The sequence below is a fragment of the Nocardia sp. NPDC004278 genome, assembly GCF_053602975.1.
Genome location: NZ_JBSGEQ010000008.1, coordinates 91,844 through 110,673 on the forward strand (window position 1 = coordinate 91,844; position 18,830 = coordinate 110,673).

The 18,830-nt window shown below is 65.6% G+C and carries 19 protein-coding genes and 1 tRNA gene; 13 read left to right on the plus strand and 7 right to left on the minus strand.

Annotation, left to right across the window (positions count from 1 at the left end; translation table 11 throughout):
- Positions 1-2: 2 nt before the first annotated feature.
- The 8 genes from ACWEO2_RS14740 to ACWEO2_RS14775 all read left to right on the plus strand — a co-directional run bounded on the left by ACWEO2_RS14740 (position 3) and on the right by ACWEO2_RS14775 (position 8,583).
- Positions 3-1,214, plus strand: coding sequence for an MCE family protein (locus tag ACWEO2_RS14740; protein ID WP_452405771.1), 1,212 nt, complete (start codon positions 3-5; stop codon positions 1,212-1,214).
- Positions 1,211-2,245 (plus strand): MCE family protein, encoded by a 1,035-nt coding sequence (locus ACWEO2_RS14745; RefSeq protein ID WP_452405772.1) that lies wholly within the window; start codon positions 1,211-1,213, stop codon positions 2,243-2,245. The genes ACWEO2_RS14740 and ACWEO2_RS14745 overlap by 4 nt, the downstream gene beginning before the upstream one ends.
- Positions 2,242-3,309, plus strand: a complete 1,068-nt coding sequence (locus ACWEO2_RS14750) for an MCE family protein (protein ID WP_452405773.1) — start codon at positions 2,242-2,244, stop codon at positions 3,307-3,309. Before ACWEO2_RS14745 ends, ACWEO2_RS14750 begins: the two co-directional genes overlap by 4 nt.
- A complete protein-coding gene (locus tag ACWEO2_RS14755; protein ID WP_452405774.1) occupies positions 3,306-4,577 on the plus strand; it encodes an MCE family protein in 1,272 nt (423 codons plus the stop codon). The genes ACWEO2_RS14750 and ACWEO2_RS14755 overlap by 4 nt, the downstream gene beginning before the upstream one ends.
- A complete protein-coding gene (locus tag ACWEO2_RS14760) occupies positions 4,574-5,806 on the plus strand; it encodes an MCE family protein (RefSeq protein WP_452405775.1) in 1,233 nt (410 codons plus the stop codon). The genes ACWEO2_RS14755 and ACWEO2_RS14760 overlap by 4 nt, the downstream gene beginning before the upstream one ends.
- A complete protein-coding gene (locus tag ACWEO2_RS14765) occupies positions 5,803-7,212 on the plus strand; it encodes an MCE family protein (protein WP_452405776.1) in 1,410 nt (469 codons plus the stop codon). Before ACWEO2_RS14760 ends, ACWEO2_RS14765 begins: the two co-directional genes overlap by 4 nt.
- A gap of 73 nt (positions 7,213-7,285) precedes the next feature.
- Positions 7,286-8,050: a hypothetical protein gene (locus tag ACWEO2_RS14770; RefSeq protein WP_452405777.1), complete on the plus strand. Its 765-nt coding sequence runs from the start codon at positions 7,286-7,288 to the stop codon at positions 8,048-8,050.
- Entirely contained in the window at positions 8,047-8,583 is a 537-nt protein-coding gene (locus ACWEO2_RS14775; RefSeq protein ID WP_452405778.1) for a h domain protein, read from the plus strand. Before ACWEO2_RS14770 ends, ACWEO2_RS14775 begins: the two co-directional genes overlap by 4 nt.
- 142 nt (positions 8,584-8,725) lie before the next feature.
- Here the strand turns inward: ACWEO2_RS14775 and ACWEO2_RS14780 are convergent, their stop codons facing one another.
- From ACWEO2_RS14780 to ACWEO2_RS14795, 4 genes are all read right to left on the minus strand, one after another.
- Positions 8,726-10,222 carry a sensor histidine kinase gene (locus ACWEO2_RS14780; protein WP_452405779.1) on the minus strand — a complete coding sequence of 499 codons (1,497 nt, stop codon included), beginning with the start codon at positions 10,220-10,222 and terminating at the stop codon, positions 8,726-8,728.
- Positions 10,219-10,953 (minus strand): response regulator transcription factor, encoded by a 735-nt coding sequence (locus ACWEO2_RS14785; RefSeq protein ID WP_354959639.1) that lies wholly within the window; start codon positions 10,951-10,953, stop codon positions 10,219-10,221. Before ACWEO2_RS14785 ends, ACWEO2_RS14780 begins: the two co-directional genes overlap by 4 nt.
- A gap of 243 nt (positions 10,954-11,196) precedes the next feature.
- Entirely contained in the window at positions 11,197-12,774 is a 1,578-nt protein-coding gene (locus ACWEO2_RS14790; protein ID WP_452405920.1) for an alpha,alpha-trehalose-phosphate synthase (UDP-forming), read from the minus strand.
- 87 nt (positions 12,775-12,861) lie between these two features.
- A complete protein-coding gene (locus tag ACWEO2_RS14795; protein ID WP_354959641.1) occupies positions 12,862-13,032 on the minus strand; it encodes a hypothetical protein in 171 nt (56 codons plus the stop codon).
- Between the two features lie 188 nt (positions 13,033-13,220).
- Between ACWEO2_RS14795 and ACWEO2_RS14800 the strand changes: the two genes are divergently transcribed.
- The 4 genes from ACWEO2_RS14800 to cutA all read left to right on the plus strand — a co-directional run bounded on the left by ACWEO2_RS14800 (position 13,221) and on the right by cutA (position 15,043).
- Positions 13,221-14,054: an alpha/beta fold hydrolase gene (locus ACWEO2_RS14800; RefSeq protein ID WP_452405921.1), complete on the plus strand. Its 834-nt coding sequence runs from the start codon at positions 13,221-13,223 to the stop codon at positions 14,052-14,054.
- Between the two features lie 129 nt (positions 14,055-14,183).
- On the plus strand, positions 14,184-14,426 hold the full coding sequence (locus tag ACWEO2_RS14805) for an MbtH family protein (RefSeq protein ID WP_011207082.1): 243 nt from the start codon (positions 14,184-14,186) through the stop codon (positions 14,424-14,426).
- A 127-nt stretch (positions 14,427-14,553) separates the two neighbouring features.
- Positions 14,554-14,628, plus strand: a tRNA-Thr gene (locus tag ACWEO2_RS14810).
- An 82-nt stretch (positions 14,629-14,710) separates the two neighbouring features.
- A complete protein-coding gene (gene cutA, locus ACWEO2_RS14815; protein WP_452405780.1) occupies positions 14,711-15,043 on the plus strand; it encodes a divalent-cation tolerance protein CutA in 333 nt (110 codons plus the stop codon).
- A 36-nt stretch (positions 15,044-15,079) separates the two neighbouring features.
- Here cutA and ACWEO2_RS14820 read toward each other — a convergent pair whose 3' ends face one another.
- A complete protein-coding gene (locus ACWEO2_RS14820) occupies positions 15,080-15,505 on the minus strand; it encodes an HIT domain-containing protein (protein ID WP_433681274.1) in 426 nt (141 codons plus the stop codon).
- Between the two features lie 152 nt (positions 15,506-15,657).
- Positions 15,658-16,032: a PH domain-containing protein gene (locus ACWEO2_RS14825; protein WP_354959645.1), complete on the minus strand. Its 375-nt coding sequence runs from the start codon at positions 16,030-16,032 to the stop codon at positions 15,658-15,660.
- 240 nt (positions 16,033-16,272) lie between these two features.
- On the opposite strand from ACWEO2_RS14825, the gene purD reads away from it, so the two are divergent.
- On the plus strand, positions 16,273-17,544 hold the full coding sequence (gene purD / locus ACWEO2_RS14830; RefSeq protein ID WP_452405781.1) for a phosphoribosylamine--glycine ligase: 1,272 nt from the start codon (positions 16,273-16,275) through the stop codon (positions 17,542-17,544).
- A gap of 193 nt (positions 17,545-17,737) precedes the next feature.
- On the opposite strand, the gene ACWEO2_RS14835 is transcribed toward purD, so the two are convergent.
- The gene (locus ACWEO2_RS14835) at positions 17,738-18,718 is read right to left on the minus strand and encodes a M23 family metallopeptidase (protein WP_452405782.1); all 981 of its coding nucleotides are present in this window, start codon (positions 18,716-18,718) and stop codon (positions 17,738-17,740) included.
- Positions 18,719-18,830 lie beyond the last annotated feature (112 nt).

The following is an 18,830-nucleotide window of genomic DNA, read 5'->3' on the forward strand; positions in this document are numbered from 1 at the left end:
GTATGGCAACGAAGCAATCGGGAAGCGGCCTCGGCGTGGCACTGCGCGGCGGGCTGGGGCTGAAGCTGGCCGGGCTCGGCATGGTGCTCGCGCTGGTCGCGATCGGGTCCGTCGCGATGGTCATGTTCTTCGGCGGGTTCACCAAGACGGTGACCGTCACGGTCGACGCACCGCGCAGCGGTCTGGTGCTCGACCCCGACGCCAAGGTGAAGATTCGCGGGGTGGAGATCGGCCGGGTCTCGGAAATCGAGCAGACCAACAATGGCGCCAGGCTCACGCTGGCAATGGATCCCGAACTGCTGAAAATGGTTCCGTCCAATGCGGCCGTGGATATCAAGTCCACCACCGTATTCGGCGCCAAATACATCAATTTCATTGTGCCGGAACAAGCCTCGTCCACCTCGCTGAAGCCGGGTGCGACCGTCACGGCCCAATCGGTGACCGTCGAATTCAATACGCTGTTCCAGCATTTGACCGATGTGCTGCAGAAGATCGAGCCGGAAAAGCTCAATGCCACCCTGTCGGCGCTGGGCACCGCGCTGCAGGGGCGCGGCGAGAAGCTCGGTGATCTGCTCGCCCGCAGCGATGCCTACCTGCGCGATATCAACCCGAGTCTGCCCGCGCTGCAACGGGATCTGGTCGCCTCGACCGGCGTCACCAACCTGTACGCCGACACCGTGCCGGATCTGCTGCGCACCACCGATAACGCGACCGTGACGGCCAGGACGATCGTCGAGGAGCAGGAGAACGTCGATGCGATGCTGGCCAACCTCATCGGACTGGCCGATACCACCGGCTCGGTCCTGCGTGAGAACGAACACCCGCTGGTGACGGCGCTGGATCTGCTGCGTCCGACCACCCAGCTGCTCAACGACTACAAGCCCATGCTGTACTGCCTGGTCGTCGGCCTGGCCAATGTGCTCCCGATCGGTGAGGACATCTTCGGTGGGCGATTCGACGCGGTGCCGCTGAATGCGAGTTTCATGCCCGGCGCCGATCCCTACCAGTACCCGCAGGATCTGCCGAAGGTCAACGCCACGGGCGGACCGCACTGCGAAGGCATTTTGGACCGGGTGCCGGACAGCCACGCGAACTACGTGGTCACCGATACCTCCGAGGGTCATGTGTGGACGCCGTCGACGGCGCCACATGTGAACGGGCCCAAGGTGTTCCAGATCCTGTTCGCCGGATTGCCGGGGGTCGGGCAGCTGTGAACAGTAAAGCGCGCGCGACAACCATCAAGCTGACGATCTTCACGGTGGTGATGACGCTGGTCCTGGCCGGGCTGGTGGTGGTGTTCGGCCAGATGCGATTCGCCAGGGAGAGTGGCTATCACGCGGTGTTCACCAGTTCGTCCGGCATGCTGGACGGTGCCAAGGTGCGCATCGCCGGTGTACCGGTCGGTTCCGTAACCGGGGTGCATGTCGGCAAGGACAATCTCGCGCATGTCGATTTCGACGTGGACAGCAAGTATCGGCTCTACACCAGCACCAAGGCGACCATCCGCTACGAAAACCTGGTCGGTGACCGATATCTCGAACTGATGGAAGGGCCCGGTACCGCTCAGGTGATGTCGAAGGGCGGCACCATCGGACTCGACCGCACCGCACCCGCGCTCGATCTGGATATGCTGCTCGGCGGCTTCCGGCCGCTGCTGCGCGGCCTGGATCCGGCCCAGGTGAACGATCTGACCGAGGCGCTGCTGCAGGTCTTCCAAGGCCAGGGCGGCACGCTGGTCGCGCTGCTGAACAGTTCCGGATCGTTCGGTAAGACCCTGGCCGACCGAGATGCGTTGATCGGCAGTGTGATCGAGAATCTGAAGACCGTGCTCACCACGATCGATGAGCGCGATCAGCAGTTCGGCACCACACTCGACGAATTACAGCGCCTGGTCAGCGGTTTGGCCGCCGATAAGGATCCGATCGGCGCGGCGCTGCCGCGGATCGCTGGCGCGACGGGGGATCTGACCGATCTGCTGCAACAGGCACGACCGGATCTGAAGACCACCTTCGAGCAGGCCGGCACCCTCGCCGCCACCCTCGACGACGGATCCGACGACATCCAGTGGGTGCTGGATCGGCTGCCGGATACCTATAAGAAGCTGGTCCGGATCGGTGCGTATGGATCGTTCCTGAACATGTATATATGCGGCACGAACTTCCTGGTCGACGGTCCCGACGGTAAGCCGATGCACATCACCCTGCCCGGATTGCAGACAACGGGAAGGTGTGCGAAGAACCGATGAAAGAAACCCGATCACGCGCCGTCTCCCTCGGCATCATCGGCATTGTCCTCGCTATCGCGATCTCGCTGTCGGCCCTGCAGGTCGACCGGTTGCCGTTCATCCGCTCCGGCGCGACCTACACCGCGTATTTCGCCGATGCGGGCGGGCTGGTGCCCGGTGACCATGTACAGGTCGCCGGGGTGCGCTCCGGACGGGTCGAGCAGGTGCGATTGGACGGTGCGAAGGTCTACGTCCGGTTCACCCTGGACGAATCGATCGTGCTGGGCAATAAGACGAGCGCCGCGATCAAGACGAATACGGTGCTCGGCCGCAAGTCGCTCGAGGTGACGCCGTCGGGCAGCGGTTCGACCCGACCGGACGACACGATTCCGCTGGACCGCACCACCTCGCCCTATTCGCTCACCGACGCGCTGGGTGATCTGTCGAATACCGTCAAGGGCCTGGATATGGATCAGGTCAACAAGACCCTCGACGCGCTGTCGGCGACCTTCGCCGATACCCCGGCCCCGCTGCGGTCGGCACTCGATGGCGTCACTCAGCTCTCGCGCAGCCTGAACGCCCGTGACAAGGCACTGACCGATCTGCTCGGCCGGGCCCAGAACGTCACCAAGGTGCTGGCCGATCGCGGCAATCAGATCAACGCGCTGCTGGTCGACGGCAATGAGCTACTCGGTGAGTTGGATCGGCGGCGCAGCGCGCTCAGCCAGTTGATCGTGTATGTGAACGGGCTGGCCCAACAGCTGAGCGGATTCGTCAACGATAACGAGGCACAGCTGAAACCCACCCTGGACCGGCTGAATTCGGTGCTGGCACTGCTGCAGTCGAATAAGGACAACCTCTCCAAGGCCCTCGACGGACTCGGCCCGTTCGCGGCCGCGCTCGGCGAACAGGTCGGCAGCGGTCCGTACTTCCAGGCCTATGTCTCGAACGCGACCACACGCGGACTGCAAATTCTGGTCGACGCACTGGTGTGGCCGCAGCATGTGCCGGACTCCTTCCGCGCCTACCTCACCGATCCCGCGCTGCCGTCGATCGAGCCCGCGATTCAGGAGCCACCGCGATGAACGCCCTACGCACCATTCGTACCGCGCCGCAGTGGGCGCGGGGGCTCGCCCTCGTCGTCATCGCCGCGCTGGTCGTCGTCGGGGGATGGACCCTGGTGTCGCGGATCGGAAAGACCTCGGTCACCGCGTATTTCCCGTCCACGAGCGGTTTGTACGCCGGTGACGACGTGCGCGTGCTCGGGGTCAAGGTCGGCCGGATCGATTCGATCGAGCCGGGCAAGGACAAGGTTCGGGTCGAGATGACGCTGGACCGCGGTATCGATATTCCCGCGGATGCCAGGGCGGTCCTTATTTCGCCGTCGCTGGTGTCGGCGCGGTTCATCCAGTTGGCGCCCGCCTACACCGGTGGGCCGAAGTTGGGTGACGGCGGCGTGATTCCGATCGAGCACACCGCCGTTCCGGTCGAATGGGATGACATCAAGACCGAATTGTCCAAGCTGGCAACGACGCTCGGTCCGGTCGGGGATGACAAGCAGGGCTCGTTCGGGCGGTTCGTGAACACCGCCGCCGACAATCTCGGCAATGGCAACGCGCAGGCGCTGCGCGATACCCTGCGCGAGCTGTCGCACACCCTGAGTACGTTGTCGGACGGGCGCACCGATCTGTTCGGCACCATCCGCAATCTGCAGCAGTTCGTGGATGTGCTGTCCAAGAGCAACGATCAGATCGTGCAATTCGGCGGGCGGCTGGCCTCGGTATCGTCGGTGCTGGCGAATGTTTCCGGCGATCTCGGTGCCGGGCTGGACAATCTGGATATCGCCGTCGGTGATGTCAAGCGGTTCATCGACGAACGCGGCGGCGCGCTGACCGAGGGCGTGCAGCGCTTATCCGAGGTCACGCAGAACCTCGCGGATAAGCGGCCCCAGCTCGAGCAGATATTGCATGCCGGGCCAACGTCTCTGGTGAACTTCTATCAGATCTACGATCCGGCCCAGGGCAGTCTCACCGGCGCGGTCGTCGCGCCGAACTTCGCCAATCCGTTCGCCTTCCTCTGCGGCGCGGTCGAGGCGAACGAGGCCAATGGATCCGATCAGAGCGCCGCGCTGTGCAGGCAGTACCTGGCGCCGGTGATCCAGCAGCTCATGATGAATTACCCACCGCTGCTGGCCAATCCGGTCTCCAACCAGACCGCGTTCCCGCACCAGCTGGTCTACAGTCCGCCGAGTCTGGCCGCGCGTGGGCCCAGTGCCGACCCGGTCGCGGAGTCGAATCCGGTCACCGTGCCGAACGGTATCGCCGGACTGGCCATTCCGGGAGGAGGGCGATGATGCGACGCCGAAGGATGCGGCTGGCCGGCGCGGCGATCGGCGTGGCCGTCGCGCTGGGAGTCAGTGGCTGTCAGTGGGACGGGCTCAACTCGCTGCCCATGCCGGGTGCGGCCGGAAACGATCCGAACGCCTATGAGGTCAAGATCCAGATGCCCAATGTCACCACGCTGACCCGGAATTCGCCGGTCCGCGTCAATGACGTGACGGTCGGCACGGTGCAGAAGATCGAGGTGGAGGGCTGGCACGCGCTGGTCACCGTCACCCTGAACCATGATGTGAAGCTGCCGGCCAACTCGACCGCCAAGATCGGGCAGACCAGCCTGCTTGGCAGCAATCATCTCGAACTCGCCGCGCCGAAAGATGTTCCCCCGCAGGGTGAGCTGAAGGCCGGCGATGTGATCCCACTGGAGCGGGCCGGTGTCTATCCGACCACCGAGCAGACACTGTCCTCACTGTCGGTGGTGCTCAACGGCGGCGGTATCAGCCAGCTCGAAACCATCACCCATGAACTCAATGCCGCGTTCACCGGCCGTCAGGATGCGATCCGGGACCTGCTGCCGCAGCTGACCCAGCTGACCACCACGCTGGACACCCAGACCAAGGACATCATCGATGCGATGGGCGGACTCGACCGGTTCGCGGGCACGCTGGCCCAGCAGAAGGATCGGGTGGCCGCGGCCATCGAGCAGATCCACCCGGCGCTGACCGTGCTCGCCGATCGCCGCGAGAACATCACGAATACCATTACCGCCCTTGGTGATCTGAGCGATGTCGTGCAGCGGATCCTGACCCAGGGCGGGGACGATCTGAAGGCGAATCTGCGGAATCTGGCACCGGTGCTGGAGACCCTGGCCAGCACCGGGAACAGCCTCGTCGAGGTCATGCGGCTGATATTCACCTTCCCGTTCCCGATGAAGAATCTCGACAACGCGGTCAAGGGCGATTACATGAACCTGCTCATGACCGTCGATCTCACAGGTAAGCGGCTGGATTCGAACTTCCTGACCGGCACCCCGCTCGGCGGTCGGTTCGGTGGGGTCGAGGGCGCGCTCGGCGGGCTGGCCGGTTCCGCGGAGGGCAATAGCGATCCGGCGACGGCGCCGCTGCAGCCGTCGACCGCGACCCCGGCACCGACGCCGAGTATCCCTGGGCTGCCGCCGATTCCGGGTCTGCCCGCGATTCCCGGTCTCACCGTTCCGCCCGCCGGACAGGCCGGTGCGGGCCGATGAAACTGACGCGCTTCGTCCGGATCCAGTTGACCATCTTCTCGGTCCTGACGGTGATCGGCCTGGTGGTGATGGGTGGTGTCTATGTGGGGCTGCCCGCCATGTTCGGCATCGGCCGCTATGAGGTGACGGTCAAGCTGCTCGCCACCGGTGGGCTGTATCCGACCGCCAATGTCGCCTACCGCGGCACGAATGTCGGCAAGGTGGAAGAGGTTCGGCTCACCCCGGAGGGTGTGGACGCGAAGCTGTCCATCGATAGCGATTACAAGATTCCCGCTGACGTCGACGCGTGGGTGCGCAGCGTCTCGGCCATCGGCGAACAGTACGTCGATCTGGTTCCGGTCTCGAATCCCAAGGGCGGCAACCTATCCGACGGTTCCGTGGTCCCGGTGGATCGCACCAGGCTGCCGGAGGACATCGGTTCGGTGCTCGATCGCTCGGACCGCCTGTTGGCCAGTATCGCCGATACCAAGCTGCGGCAGGTGATCGACGATGCGTTCAAGGCGTTCAATGGCGCCGGACCGGATCTGCAGAAGTTCATCGACTCCGCATCGCTGCTGGTGCAGGAGGCGCAGGCCAATGTGGAGCCGACCAAGGATCTGCTGGAGAAGATCGGCCCGCTGCTGGACACACAGAACCAGTCCGATGCCGCCATCCGGTCCTGGACCCGTGACCTGGCAACGGTCACCGACCAACTGCGCGCCCATGATCCGTCGCTGCGCAAGGTCATCGAGAAGACTCCCGGTGCGGCGCAGCAGGTGAGTTCGCTGTTCCAGGATCTGCGGCCGACGCTGCCGATCCTGCTGTCGAACCTGGTCAGCATCGGACAGGTCGGGGTGACCTACCACGCCGGTCTGGAACAGATCCTGGTGATCTATCCGCCGCTGACCGCCGCCTTTTTGACCGTCATCCGCGGACCGGTCGAATACGGCGTCGTCGTCGACTTCCACCTGGAACTCAACGATCCGCCCGGCTGTACCACCGGCTTCCTGACACCGGAGCAGCGCCGGTCACCGGCCCAGCTCGACGCCCCGGACACCCCGCCCGGCCTGTACTGCAAGGTGGCGCAGAACGCCAGGGAAGCGGTGCGCGGTATCCGCAATACGCCGTGTATGGAGGTGCCGGGCAAGCGGGCGCCGACACCGGAGCTCTGCCGTGACCCGGTCGGCTATGTGCCGGAAGGCAATAACCCGCCGTTCGGCGCGCCGCAGCCGGTGACGCCGTCCGGCGACCCGATCGGTGACCAGGGTTCGACCCACCCGGCGGCGCACAGTACGACATTGGATCCCGGCAGCGGGACGTTCATGGGACCGGACGGACGCACGTACCGTCAGGGGGATATCGGAAAGGACGGATCCGGCACGATACCGTCGAGTTGGCAGGCGATGCTTCAGGAGCAGCAACAATGAGTGAGCGCAGCGAGCGAATCATCGACACAGCGTGCTTCGCTCATGGCGGAGCCGAGCGTAGCGAGGTGCAGCCATGAGTGAATCCAGTGTCGCCAGGAGTCGGATCCGGCGACGTGCGGTGCGTTCGGCGGGTCCGCCGCCGGACACCCTCGAACTCGAGGCCGACGACGGTGCGGAGGTCCCCGAGCGGGTCGAGCTGTCCAAGGCGGCCGCGGCCGATGTGACGGTCGAGTCCGAAAAGGCCGCGCCGGCCGCCGACGGCGCGAGCGAGGCCGCGGATTCCGAACCCGTGAACACACTGGAGATCCCCAGCGTGGCCGATGCGGTCGATGCCGAGCCGAAGTCCGGCCCGCCGCGCCGGTTGCTGGTCGCCGTGGCCGCCGCGGCTGCGCTCATCGCGATCGCGCTGGTCGTGTCCACCGGATTCTTCACCTACCAGCTGCACAGCGCCGCCGAGCGCGATGCGCGGCGCGCGGACTATACGCAAACCGCCAAGCAGGCGATCCTCAATCTCACCACCATCAAGGACGACACCGCAAAGGCCGATATCGATCGCGTCCTGTCGGTGGCCTCCGGCGAACTCAAGGCCGAATACGCGCAGCGCAAGGACGCCTACGCGAGCGTGGTCGAGCAGGCCAAGGTGAAGGCCACCGGCGAGATCATCGAATCCGCCATCGAGAGCGAGGACGGGGATTCGGCGCGCGTGCTGGTCGCCGCCAAGCAAACGCTGACCAATGCGGGCATGGCGGATCCGCAGACGCGGTATTACCGATTCCGGGTCACCGTCACCCGCGGCGATAACGGGATCACCGCCTCACAGGTGGAGTTCGTAGCATGAACGCAGCATCGAGCAGCGATTCGGTGAAGGATGGCGGTCAGGTGACGGGTGCGCGCAGGCGAGTCGTTGTTGCGTCGGCCGTCGCTCTCGTCATTGTCGCGTTGGCGGCGGTCTGCGGGGTCACCGGATACAAGTACTGGAACGATCGCAAGAGCGAACAGGCGCGCACTCAGGTGGTGCCCGCCGCCCAACGCACCGTCGAGGCGATGTTCACCTACAACTTCAAGACGGTGGACGCCGAATTGCCCAAGGCGGCGGACAATCTCACCGGCAGCTTTCGCGACGACTACCTGAAGCTGATCAGGGAGGCCATCGCACCGGGCGCCAAGGAGAAGGAACTCAACGTCCAGGCCACCACTCAGGCCAGCGGTGTCGTCTCCGCCGAATCCGCGCACGCGGTGGTGCTGCTGTACCTGAATCAGGTGACTACGAGCAAGGATGCACCGCAAGCCAATATCAGCACCAGCCGGGTGAAGGTGAGTCTGGACAAGGATGGCGGGCACTGGCTCGTCTCGGCGGTCACACCTATCTGATTCGCGCTCAGCTGGTTTCGCGAGGTGGGCGGACGGTGCAGAGTAGTTCGGCTTCCCCGGTGCCCCACCTTGCCGTCGTGCAGTCTTGCGATCTTTTTGATGCCACCCCCCTTGGGGGACGCGCGACAGATGCCGTTGCCGCTCACCGCGTCGAGCGCGGAATGCGCACGGTAAAAGTAGTGCCTGTTCCGGGAGTGCTTGCGGCGGTGACCGAACCGCCGTGCGCGGTAACCAGGGCCTGCACTATCGATAGGCCGAGGCCGCTGCCGCCGCTGGCGCGGGCGCGGGAGGTGTCGGTGCGGTAGAAGCGTTCGAAGATGCGCTCGGCCTCGTCGGCGGGCAGGCCTTGGCCGGTGTCGGCGACCTCGATCAGGATCTCGTCCGCGGCGGGCGTCAGCCGCACCGTAACCGAGGCGTCCTGCGGTGTATGGATGAGGGCATTGTTGAGCAGATTCGCCAGCACTTGGCGCAGCCGCGCGTCATCGCCGATGACTTCCAATGTGCCTTCGCCGGAGTTGATTTCGAGCTCGATGCGGCGCGGCGTGCCCTCCTGCGATGTTGCTGCCGCGACCGCACGGGCGCTGTGCACGGCATCGCTGGCAACTGCGAGAAGGTCGACAGGGTCCTGTTCCAGCGGGCGTTGCGCATCCAGACGCGCCAAGATCAGCAGGTCCTCGACGAGTATGCCCATCCGCTGCGACTCGCGCTCGATCCGGTCCATGAACATCGCCGGATCCGCGGTGGCGCCTTGGCGATACAGTTCGGCGAAGCCGCGAATGGTGGTGAGCGGAGTGCGCAGTTCGTGGCTGGCGTCGGCGACGAAGCGGCGCATCTTCGATTCGGAATGCCGCGCCGCCGCCTCGGAGGCTTCGGTCGCGGCAAAGGCCCGCTGGATCTGTGCCAGCATGCCATTGAGCGATTGGGACAGCCGGTCCACCTCGGTATTGGTGCCGCGCACCGGAACTCGGCGATGCAGATCACCGGCGGCAATGGCGGCGGCGGTCTTCTCGACCGCGCGCAGCGGGCGCAGACTGCGGCGGATCACGAAGTAGGCGAGCACCGCCAGCGCGGCGAGTACCGCGGCGCCGACGACCAACTGCAACATGATCAATCGGTTGACGGTGTCGATGTTCTCGGTGAGCGGCATGGCGACCGTTGTCGTCATATCGGCCGATACGGCCGTCATGGTCCGCCATTTGACCGTCGCGCCGTTCTTGGAGCCGACGGTCATCGGTTTGGTCAGGACTCGGCTCCCCGGTGGGTCCGTGGTCGGCCGCAGATCGGGCAGGCGCGGCAATTCCGGATCGGCCTCCACATTGAACGGTCTGGTCTCGAGGTAGGCGGTGCCGTTGCCACCCGGAGTCGGTTCGATGCGCACATAGAAGGTGCTGGACGGATGCGGCGGATTCGCCGGGCTCGGCGGTCGTGGCCGCGACCACACCATGACCGCCTCGCGAAGCTGCTGATCGGTGCGATGCAGCAGTGAGTTCTCCAATGCGGAGGTGACCACCATGCCGGAGGCCAATAGTCCGAGTGCGGACAGCAATACGAGTGCGAGTACCAGGGTCACCCGCAGCGGTACCGCCGATGCGGCGCGTGACAGTTTGCGACGGATCCGATTGATGCGGGCGGTGGTCATTTCTCGGATGGGCGGCGATTGGGCGCGCGCATTACGTAGCCGACGCCACGCAGGGTGTGGATCAATCGCTGATCGCCGGTGTCGACCTTCTTGCGCAGATACGACACATAGGTCTCGACCACACCCACCTCACCGCCGAAGTCATAGCGCCACACATGATCCAGGATCCGCGGCTTGCTCAGCACCGTGCCGGCGTTGACCATGAAGTACCGCAGCAGGGTGAATTCGGTGGGGGACAACGCAACCGGCTCGCCCGCCTTCCACACCTCATGGGTGTCGTCGTCCAATTCGATGTCCTCGAACCGAATTCGCGAACTCTCGCGCTGCGGGGCGGTATGACCGAAGCGGCGCAGCACGACTCGCAGCCGGGCCACCACTTCCTCGAGGCTGAACGGTTTGGTGATGTAGTCGTCGGCGCCGAGGGTGAGTCCGGCCACCTTGTCCTGTACGTCATCGCGTGCGGTGAGGAACAGCACCGGCGCGTCGATGCCGTCGGCGCGCAGGCGTCGCAGCAGTCCGAAGCCGTCCATCCCCGGCATCATCACATCGACGATCAGCGCCTGCGGCCGGAAGCTGCGCGCCTTGTCCAATGCCTGTGCTCCGTCGACGGCAGTATCCACGGCGAAGCCCTGGTAGCGCAGACTCACCGATAGGAGTTCCACGATCATCGGCTCGTCGTCCACCACCAGCACCCGAGCCTCGGGCGTGGTCTCCGCAGGCACACCACTCATTGCTTCATAGTGCGGCAATCGACTGGGAACTGTCTGGACCTTAGCTGGGTGATTCCTGTGAGCTCTAGCGTGCGAGGTGTTTGTGGCCCCGAATTCAGCATCGCGTAGCGATTCGATCAGGGGTGGTGGTCGGGCGCCGGGTGGGCCTCGCGTCCGAGCCGTCGAGACTCGCGACCTTGTCGCATGCGCTTCGATGACTCGGCCGCGAACCCTCGCTCTTCGGACTCGCTCTGTCGTGGTGGGTCAGCGCCGTGGCGCACGCTCTTCCGGGAACACATCGTCGTCGGTGAGCAGCGCGCTGCCCGCGACCTGGCCCTGAGCGAGGGCTTCCAGGAACGCCCGCGCCCAGCGGTCCACATCGTGGGCCAGCACCTGACGGCGCAGCGAGCGCATCCGGCGGCGGCGGGTATCGCGATCGTCCTCCAGCGCGGCCACCACGGCATCCTCGACGCTATTGAGGTCGTGCGGATTGCACAGGTAGGCCTGTCGCAATTCCGCTGCGGCGCCCGTGAATTCGCTCAGCACAAGAGCGCCGTTGAGGCCGCTGTGACAGGCCACGTACTCCTTGGCGACCAGATTCATGCCATCGCGCAGCGGCGTCACCAGCATCACGTCGGCGGCCACGAAGAAGGCGATGAGCTCGTCGCGGGGGATCGGGCGGTGCAGATAGTGCACGACCGGATAGCCGACCCTGGCGAATTCGCCATTGATCCGCCCGACCTGACGCTCGATATCGCCGCGCATCTGGATATAGCTGTCCACCCGCTCGCGGCTCGGGGTGGCCAGCTGCACCATGACGGTTTCGGCCGGATCCAGCCTGCCCTCCAGCAGCAGTTCCTCCAGCGCGGCGAGGCGGATATCGATGCCCTTGGTGTAGTCCAGGCGGTCGACGCCGAGCAGGATATTTTTCGGATTGCCGAGTTCGGCACGGATTTTCGCGGCCCGCTCGCGCACCGAGCGGCGGCGCGAATGCTCATCGAGTTCGGCCGATGCGATGGAAATCGGGAATGCGCCGACCCGCACGGTCCGGAAGCCGACCTGCACGACGCCGAGTTTGGAGCGCACGCCGACGGTACCGCGCGAGGTGGGCTGTCCGGCCAGCCTGCGCGCCAGGTAGAGGAAGTTCTGCGCGCCGCCGGGCAGATGGAAGCCGATCAGGTCGGCACCGAGCAGGCCCTCGATGATCTCGGTCCGCCACGGCATCTGCATGAACAGTTCGACCGGCGGGAACGGAATGTGCAGGAAGAATCCGATGGTGAGATCGGGGCGCAGCATGCGCAGCATCTTCGGCACCAGCTGCAGCTGATAGTCCTGCACCCAGACGGTGGCGCCCTCGGCGGCGACCTTTGCGGTGGCCTCGGCGAAGCGCCGGTTCACGGTGACGTAGGCGGCCCACCACGCGCGGTCGTAGACCGGGCGCACGATCACATCGTGGTAGAGCGGCCACAGCGTGCCGTTGGAGAAGCCCTCGTAGTAGTCGGCGACCTCGGTCGCGGACAGCGGCACCGGATGCAGTTCCAGGCCGTCCTCGATGATCGGGTCGATATCCACATCCGGAACACCGGCCCAGCCGACCCAGGCCCCCTTGTTATTGCGGAGCACCGGCTCCAGCGCGGTGACCAGACCGCCCGGGCTGCGCTTCCATCGGGTGGAGCCGTCGGGCAGTCGCTCGAGGTCGACCGGGAGCCGATTGGCGACGACGACGAAGCCGGAGCCCGCGCCGTTCGCTTCGGCTAGCGGCGAGGGGACCACGGTGGTGTCGGTTTCGGATGGTGGCTCTGGAGTGGCGTGTTCGGAGTCGTCGGACGGCTGTTGGGTCATCTGGTCCACTCACGCATCCTTTGCGCGTCGCTGTTCCCGCTTGAAGTTATCGGATACTCGACGGCTCCATTGACGTCGCGTCGGTGGCTACTCGCCCCGAGAATTGGGAGCTATGCCGAGCATCGACAGCAGCATCCGGCATTCGTCGGCATCCTCCGCGTAGGCCGCGACGACGCGCTGCGCCTGACGGGCGGTTTCGTCGGCGAGTGGTTCCAGATCGTCGTCCGCGATGTCGTTCGCGCTGCTCTTCGCGGCCATCTTCTTGTCCTCCCGGCTAAGTACGCTCGTACGTGCGAATAGTCAATGTTATCTGTACCTGGTAGCAGTGCGCCGCACCCGGATACCGGTGACCTAGGACACGTCCGCACTCGCACCCGGCGCTCGCGCGGCGGAAGTCGGGCCCTACTACCGTGGACGCGCAGCACCAACTCCACGAAAGGGACGATATGCCGCTGGCCACGGTGAACGGAATTTCGCTCAACTACCAGGTCAAGGGCGACCCGGCCGCAGGCACCGAGGTGCGGGGTGCTGGGCCGCTCGTCGTCATGATCATGGGTACCGGGAGTCCGGGCCGGGTTTGGGAGCTGCATCAGGTTCCGGCGCTGGTCAAGGCCGGATATCGGGTCTGCACGTTCGACAATCGCGGCATCAAGCCGTCCTTTGAGGCGGCCGGTGGCATGACTCTCGAGCAGTTGGTCGGCGATACCGCCGGACTCATCGAACTGCTCGACGAGGGCCCCGCGCTGCTGGTCGGCACCTCGATGGGCGCGCGGGTGGCTCAGGAACTCGCGCTGGCGCGTCCGGAGCTGGTGCGCAAGGCGGTATTCATGGCCGCGCACGGCCGTCTCGACCAGTTCCAGAAGACGCTCTCGCTCGGTGAGCACGAACTCGACGCCAGCGGGGTCCAGTTGCCCGCGAAGTACGAGGCCGCGGTGACCGCGGTAATGAATATGTCGCCCGCGACCATGGCAGATCCGAACGCCGCCCGCGACTGGCTCGACCTGTTCGAATTCACCGGCGGTCCGGTGACGCCGGGTATCCGCGCGCAGCGCCGGATGGACCACGATTTCGACCGGGTGCAGGCCTACCGCGGTATCAGGGTGCCGTGCCTGGCCATCGGGTTCGCCGATGATCGGATGATTCCGCCCTATCTGTCCAGGGAGGTTGCCGAGGCCATTCCCGGTGCGCGCTATCTGGAAGTTCCTGATGCGGGGCACTATGGTTATCTCGAGCGTCCGGAAGCCGTGAACAAGATCCTGCTCGAATTTTTCGCGGCCTGAGGTAACCGCCTACGCGTAACGTCTGCCTTGCTAGGGTCGACACAACGCTCTGGGAGCTTCCGGCGCTCTAACAGCGCTTGGATGCGCCGAGGGTTATCCCGTACATGCGCCAGTATCCAGTGAGGTGAAATGAGCACCAACCCCTTCGATGACGAAGACGGCCGCTTCTTCGTTCTGGTCAACGATGAGGAACAGCATTCGCTGTGGCCCGCCTTTGCGGAGGTTCCGGCCGGATGGCGAGTTGTTTTCGGTGAAGACAGCCGCGCCGCGTGTGTCGAGTACGTCGAGAAGAACTGGACCGACATGCGTCCGAAGAGCCTGCGTGACGCGATGGCCGCCGATGACGCGGCCCGACAGGGCGCCCAGTCCTGATCTGCGGTATTCGATACTGCGCCGGGGCCGAATGCTGAACCGTCACTGCGTGACACCGTAAGCCGGTGTCACGCAGCTGGCGTGCCCAGTTATGATTGGCACCGTTTTGCAGAGTCAGATACCGTCCGCCTCCTTAGCTCAGTGGTAGAGCACTCGCCTTGTAAGCGAAAGGTCGTCAGTTCAATCCTGACAGGGGGCTCCACTACGGGCGTGCCACTTACGGCGCGCCCGTTGCTGTAGCTCGTACTTCACGCCCCACATCGGAGCCCGCCTACTGTGGCCGCATGGCAGTGGCGAGAGTGTGGTCGGTTACGACCACGACCCCGACCGAGGACGACGCGAGAGCCATCGCGAGGGCGGTGGTCGTGGCACGACTTGCCGCGGGTGCCGAGGTCACCGGCCCGGCCCTATCCGTGTTCTGGCATCTCGGCGAGCTGGGTGAGGGCCGGGAATGGCGCGTGAGCTTCAAGACGTCGGTAACCGCGCGCGACCGTCTCGCCGCCCGAGTGTGCGAGTTGCATCCGTGGGAAAGCCCGGAGGTCACGGCGACCCCGGTCGAATGGTGCGTCGACAGCTATGCCGATTGGATCGAACGCACAACTGCCGCACCGGAATAGGGCCGCGTTCGACGGCCCCTTTCGGTTCGACTGCGCTCAGTCGGGGACGTTGGCTCCGTAGCCGAGTTCGCGGAGGGCTTTCTTGATCTTGGCTTGGGCCTCGTCGAGGGATTCCGGGGTGGGGTTGTGCTGGGCGCCGGAGATGTCGAAGTTGCCCATGGTGAAGGCCGGGAAGACGTGGACATGCAGGTGGGGGACTTCGAGACCGGCGATGAGCAGGCCCGCGCGCGGCGCGTCCCAGGCCTCGCGAACGGCCTGACCGATCTTCTGTGCGACACCGTTGAGGCGGGCGAAGGTGTCGGGGTCGATGTCCTGCCACTGGTCGATTTCCTTGCGGGGAACCACGAGGGTGTGGCCCTGGGTGACCGGGGCGATGGTGAGGAATGCGACGAATTCGTCGTCCTCCCAGACGAATCGACCCGGCAGTTGGCCCGCGATGATCGCGCTGAAAACGGAAGGCATGCACCGGAGGCTACTCGGGTCGCTGATCTCCGAGGCCAACCACTTCGCGGCGTTCTGGCAGCCCGAGCAATTCCTCGAGCTGCTGTTGATCCGGGTACGGCCGGGTGGTGACCCGAACGACCGTATCGGCCTAGGACTTTCGCGTCGGCAGGTCAGGCGACGTAGTGCGAAAGGATGCTCTGCACCTCGTAGATGTCGACCTGGCGGTTGAACCGCTTCTGCACCGGCTCGTGCGTGCCGGAGATCCAGATGCAGAGTTCGGCATCCAGGTCGAAGGTGCCGGCGGTTTCCACCGAGAAATGCGTGATCGCCCGGTAGGGAATGCTGTGGTAGCTGACCTTGCGGCCGGTGACACCCTGCTTGTCGACCAGGATGAGACGGCGGTTGGTGAACAGAATCGCGTCGCGGACAAGCAGATACGCGGCATAGACCTGTTCGGCGTTGCCCATCAGCCTCGCGTATTCCTCTTGCGCCCTACCGGGATCGATCCGCCCGGCATTGCCCATCAGTCCATCGATCAGACCCATCGTCAGCACATCCTTTGCGCGGTGGAGTCGGCTGGTGCACCCCCCTCTCATCAATGATCCACCTCACACTCCTCGATGGCCGTCAACGTGACGACTGATTTCGTGAACACCTGGGTAACTGTTCGGCCACCCCGAGAACGAGCCGGGACGGCGCGGCCGAAGTTACGACGTATCCAACGACCGGCAAAAGTTCCGGGGAGGCGGGAAAGCCATGGTTGGCGACAACCTAAGCTGTTGCCCGTGCGCGTACTCGTCATCGGTTCCGGAGCCCGTGAACATGCCCTCGTCCTGGCCCTGCGCCGGGACCCCGCGGTGACCGCGCTGTTCGCTGCGCCGGGCAATGCCGGGATCGCCCAGCACGCGCAGGTCAGGCCGGTCGATCCCTGCTCGGCCGAGGCGGTTGTCGCCCTGGCCACCGAGCTCGACGCGGAGCTGGTGGTGATCGGGCCCGAGGTGCCGCTGGTGCTCGGTGTTGCCGATGCGGTGCGGGCCGCGGGCATCGCCTGTTTCGGTCCGTCGGCCGCGGCCGCCCGCATCGAGGGTTCGAAGGCCTTCGCCAAGGACGTGATGACCGCCGCCGGGGTCCGCACCGCGCACAGTGAGATCGTGGACAATCCGGCCGAACTCGACGCCGCACTCGATCGCTTCGGTCCCACCTGGGTGGTCAAGGACGACGGGCTCGCCGCGGGCAAGGGTGTGGTCGTCACCGCCGACCGCCACGCGGCCCGCGATCACGGTGCCGAACTGCTCGAGCAGGGCCATCCGGTGCTGTTGGAATCCTTCCTGGACGGCCCGGAGGTTTCGCTGTTCTGCCTGGTGGACGGCGAAACGGTGGTGCCGTTGCTGCCCGCGCAGGATCACAAGCGCGTCGGCGACGGCGATACCGGGCCGAATACCGGCGGTATGGGCGCGTACACGCCGCTGCCGTGGTTGCCCGAGTCGACGGTCACCGCGATTGTCGAGGATGTCGTCAAGCCCGTCGCCGCGGAACTGGTGCGGCGGGGCTGTGGCTTTTCGGGTCTGCTGTATGCGGGTCTGGCGATCGGTGCGGCCGGACCCGCCGTCGTCGAATTCAATTGCCGCTTCGGCGATCCGGAGACCCAGGCCGTGCTCGCACTGCTGGAGAGTCCGCTCGGCGAATTGCTGAATGCCACCGCCACCGGCACCCTGGCCGGGGTCGCCGCACCGCGTTGGCGCGACGGCGCGGCCGTCACGGTCGTAATCGCCGCCGAGAACTACCCGGGTCGGCCCCGCGTCGGCGATGTGATCACCGGAGCGGGCGAGGGGACCGCCGACGACACGTCCGCGGTGCTGCACGCGGGCACCGCACTGCGCGAGGACGGAGCCCTGGTCTCGGCGGGCGGTCGGGTGCTGAGCATCGTCGGCACCGGTGCGGATCTGGCCGAGGCCCGCGCCAACGCCTACGACCGGATCGCCTCGATCAAGCTGCCGGGCAGCCACTTCCGCACCGACATCGGCCTGGCGGCTGTCGAGGACCGCATTTCGGTCTGAACGGCGTCAACAGGCATTGGTGACCACCACGGAGTCTTACGAGCGACCCTTCGTGGCCCGTCACGGACATACGCCGCAGGAGCGAACCTCGGACGCGAGGCCCACCCGTCGCCCGACCACCACCCCGCATCGAATCGCTACGCGATGCTGAATATTCGGGGCCGCGAACACGCCGCGCCGCAGGCGCTGCAAATTAGACACTGAGTCCGTGCGCCGACAACCACTGCTGTGGGTCCACATGCTGCCCGTTGACGATGACCTCGAAATGCAAATGCGGACCCGTGGAATCGCCGCGGTTGCCCATGCGGGCGATCTGCATACCCGCTGGCACGCGTTCGCCGACGGATACAAAGAAGTCGTACATATGGCCGTAGACGGTGATGCTGCCGTCATCGTGGCGGATGCGCACCCAGAGCCCGAAGCCCTGGGCAGGGCCCGCGTCGATGACGGTGCCATTGGCGACGGCGTAGATCGGGGTTCCGATCGGGCCCGCGATATCGATGCCGTTGTGGAAGGTGCCCCAGCGTGAACCGAAACCCGAGGTGAAGACGCCGCGCGTCGGCAGCACCATGCCGGTGAGGCCGGGCAGCACCGAACCGGCGATGGCCGGCGCGCTGCCCGCCATCCATGGCTGGTACTCACCGGAGACCGCCGCCGCGGCCTCGGCCTTGGCGCGTTCCAGGGTGGCGCGGGCCGCGGTCGCGACCACCTCCTGCTCGCGGATGCGTTCGCCATTGGCGATGGCGTTCAGATAGCGCTTCACCGACGGCGGAGTGAACTGCATCTGCTGGGGATAGGCGAAGGCGACGCGCTGCGCCGCATCCGGGCCGGGCGTGCGATCGGTGAGGCGCCAGGTGAATGCGGAATCGGCCGCTACGAAGATGGCGGTGGCAGTGACCCCGGCGATCAGGATCCGGTGTTTGCGCAGGAGCGCGCGATAGTCCGGCTGGGGCCGTGCCTCCCATAGCGCGCGTAGGTCGGGTGCCGGTTGTCGGCGTAGCCAGAACAGCCCGTCCTTGCACTCACCGAGCACCTCGCGCGCCCGTCCGGGCAGTGCGCGCAGTTCGGAATCGCGCCGTTCCCGCAGGTTGGCACGCCAATCAGGCGGTATGACACCGATGCCACCCACCCCCGGTATTCGATCCAGCCGCGCGCGGCGCGCCTCGTCGAGCATTAGCGCTGACCATAACCCGCGCGACGCGGTCGGCACATGCCGAACCGCGCGGCCGGTCGCATTTCTGCCCGATAACACAAAACCCGAGGATCGGCGAACCGGCGAGAAACGG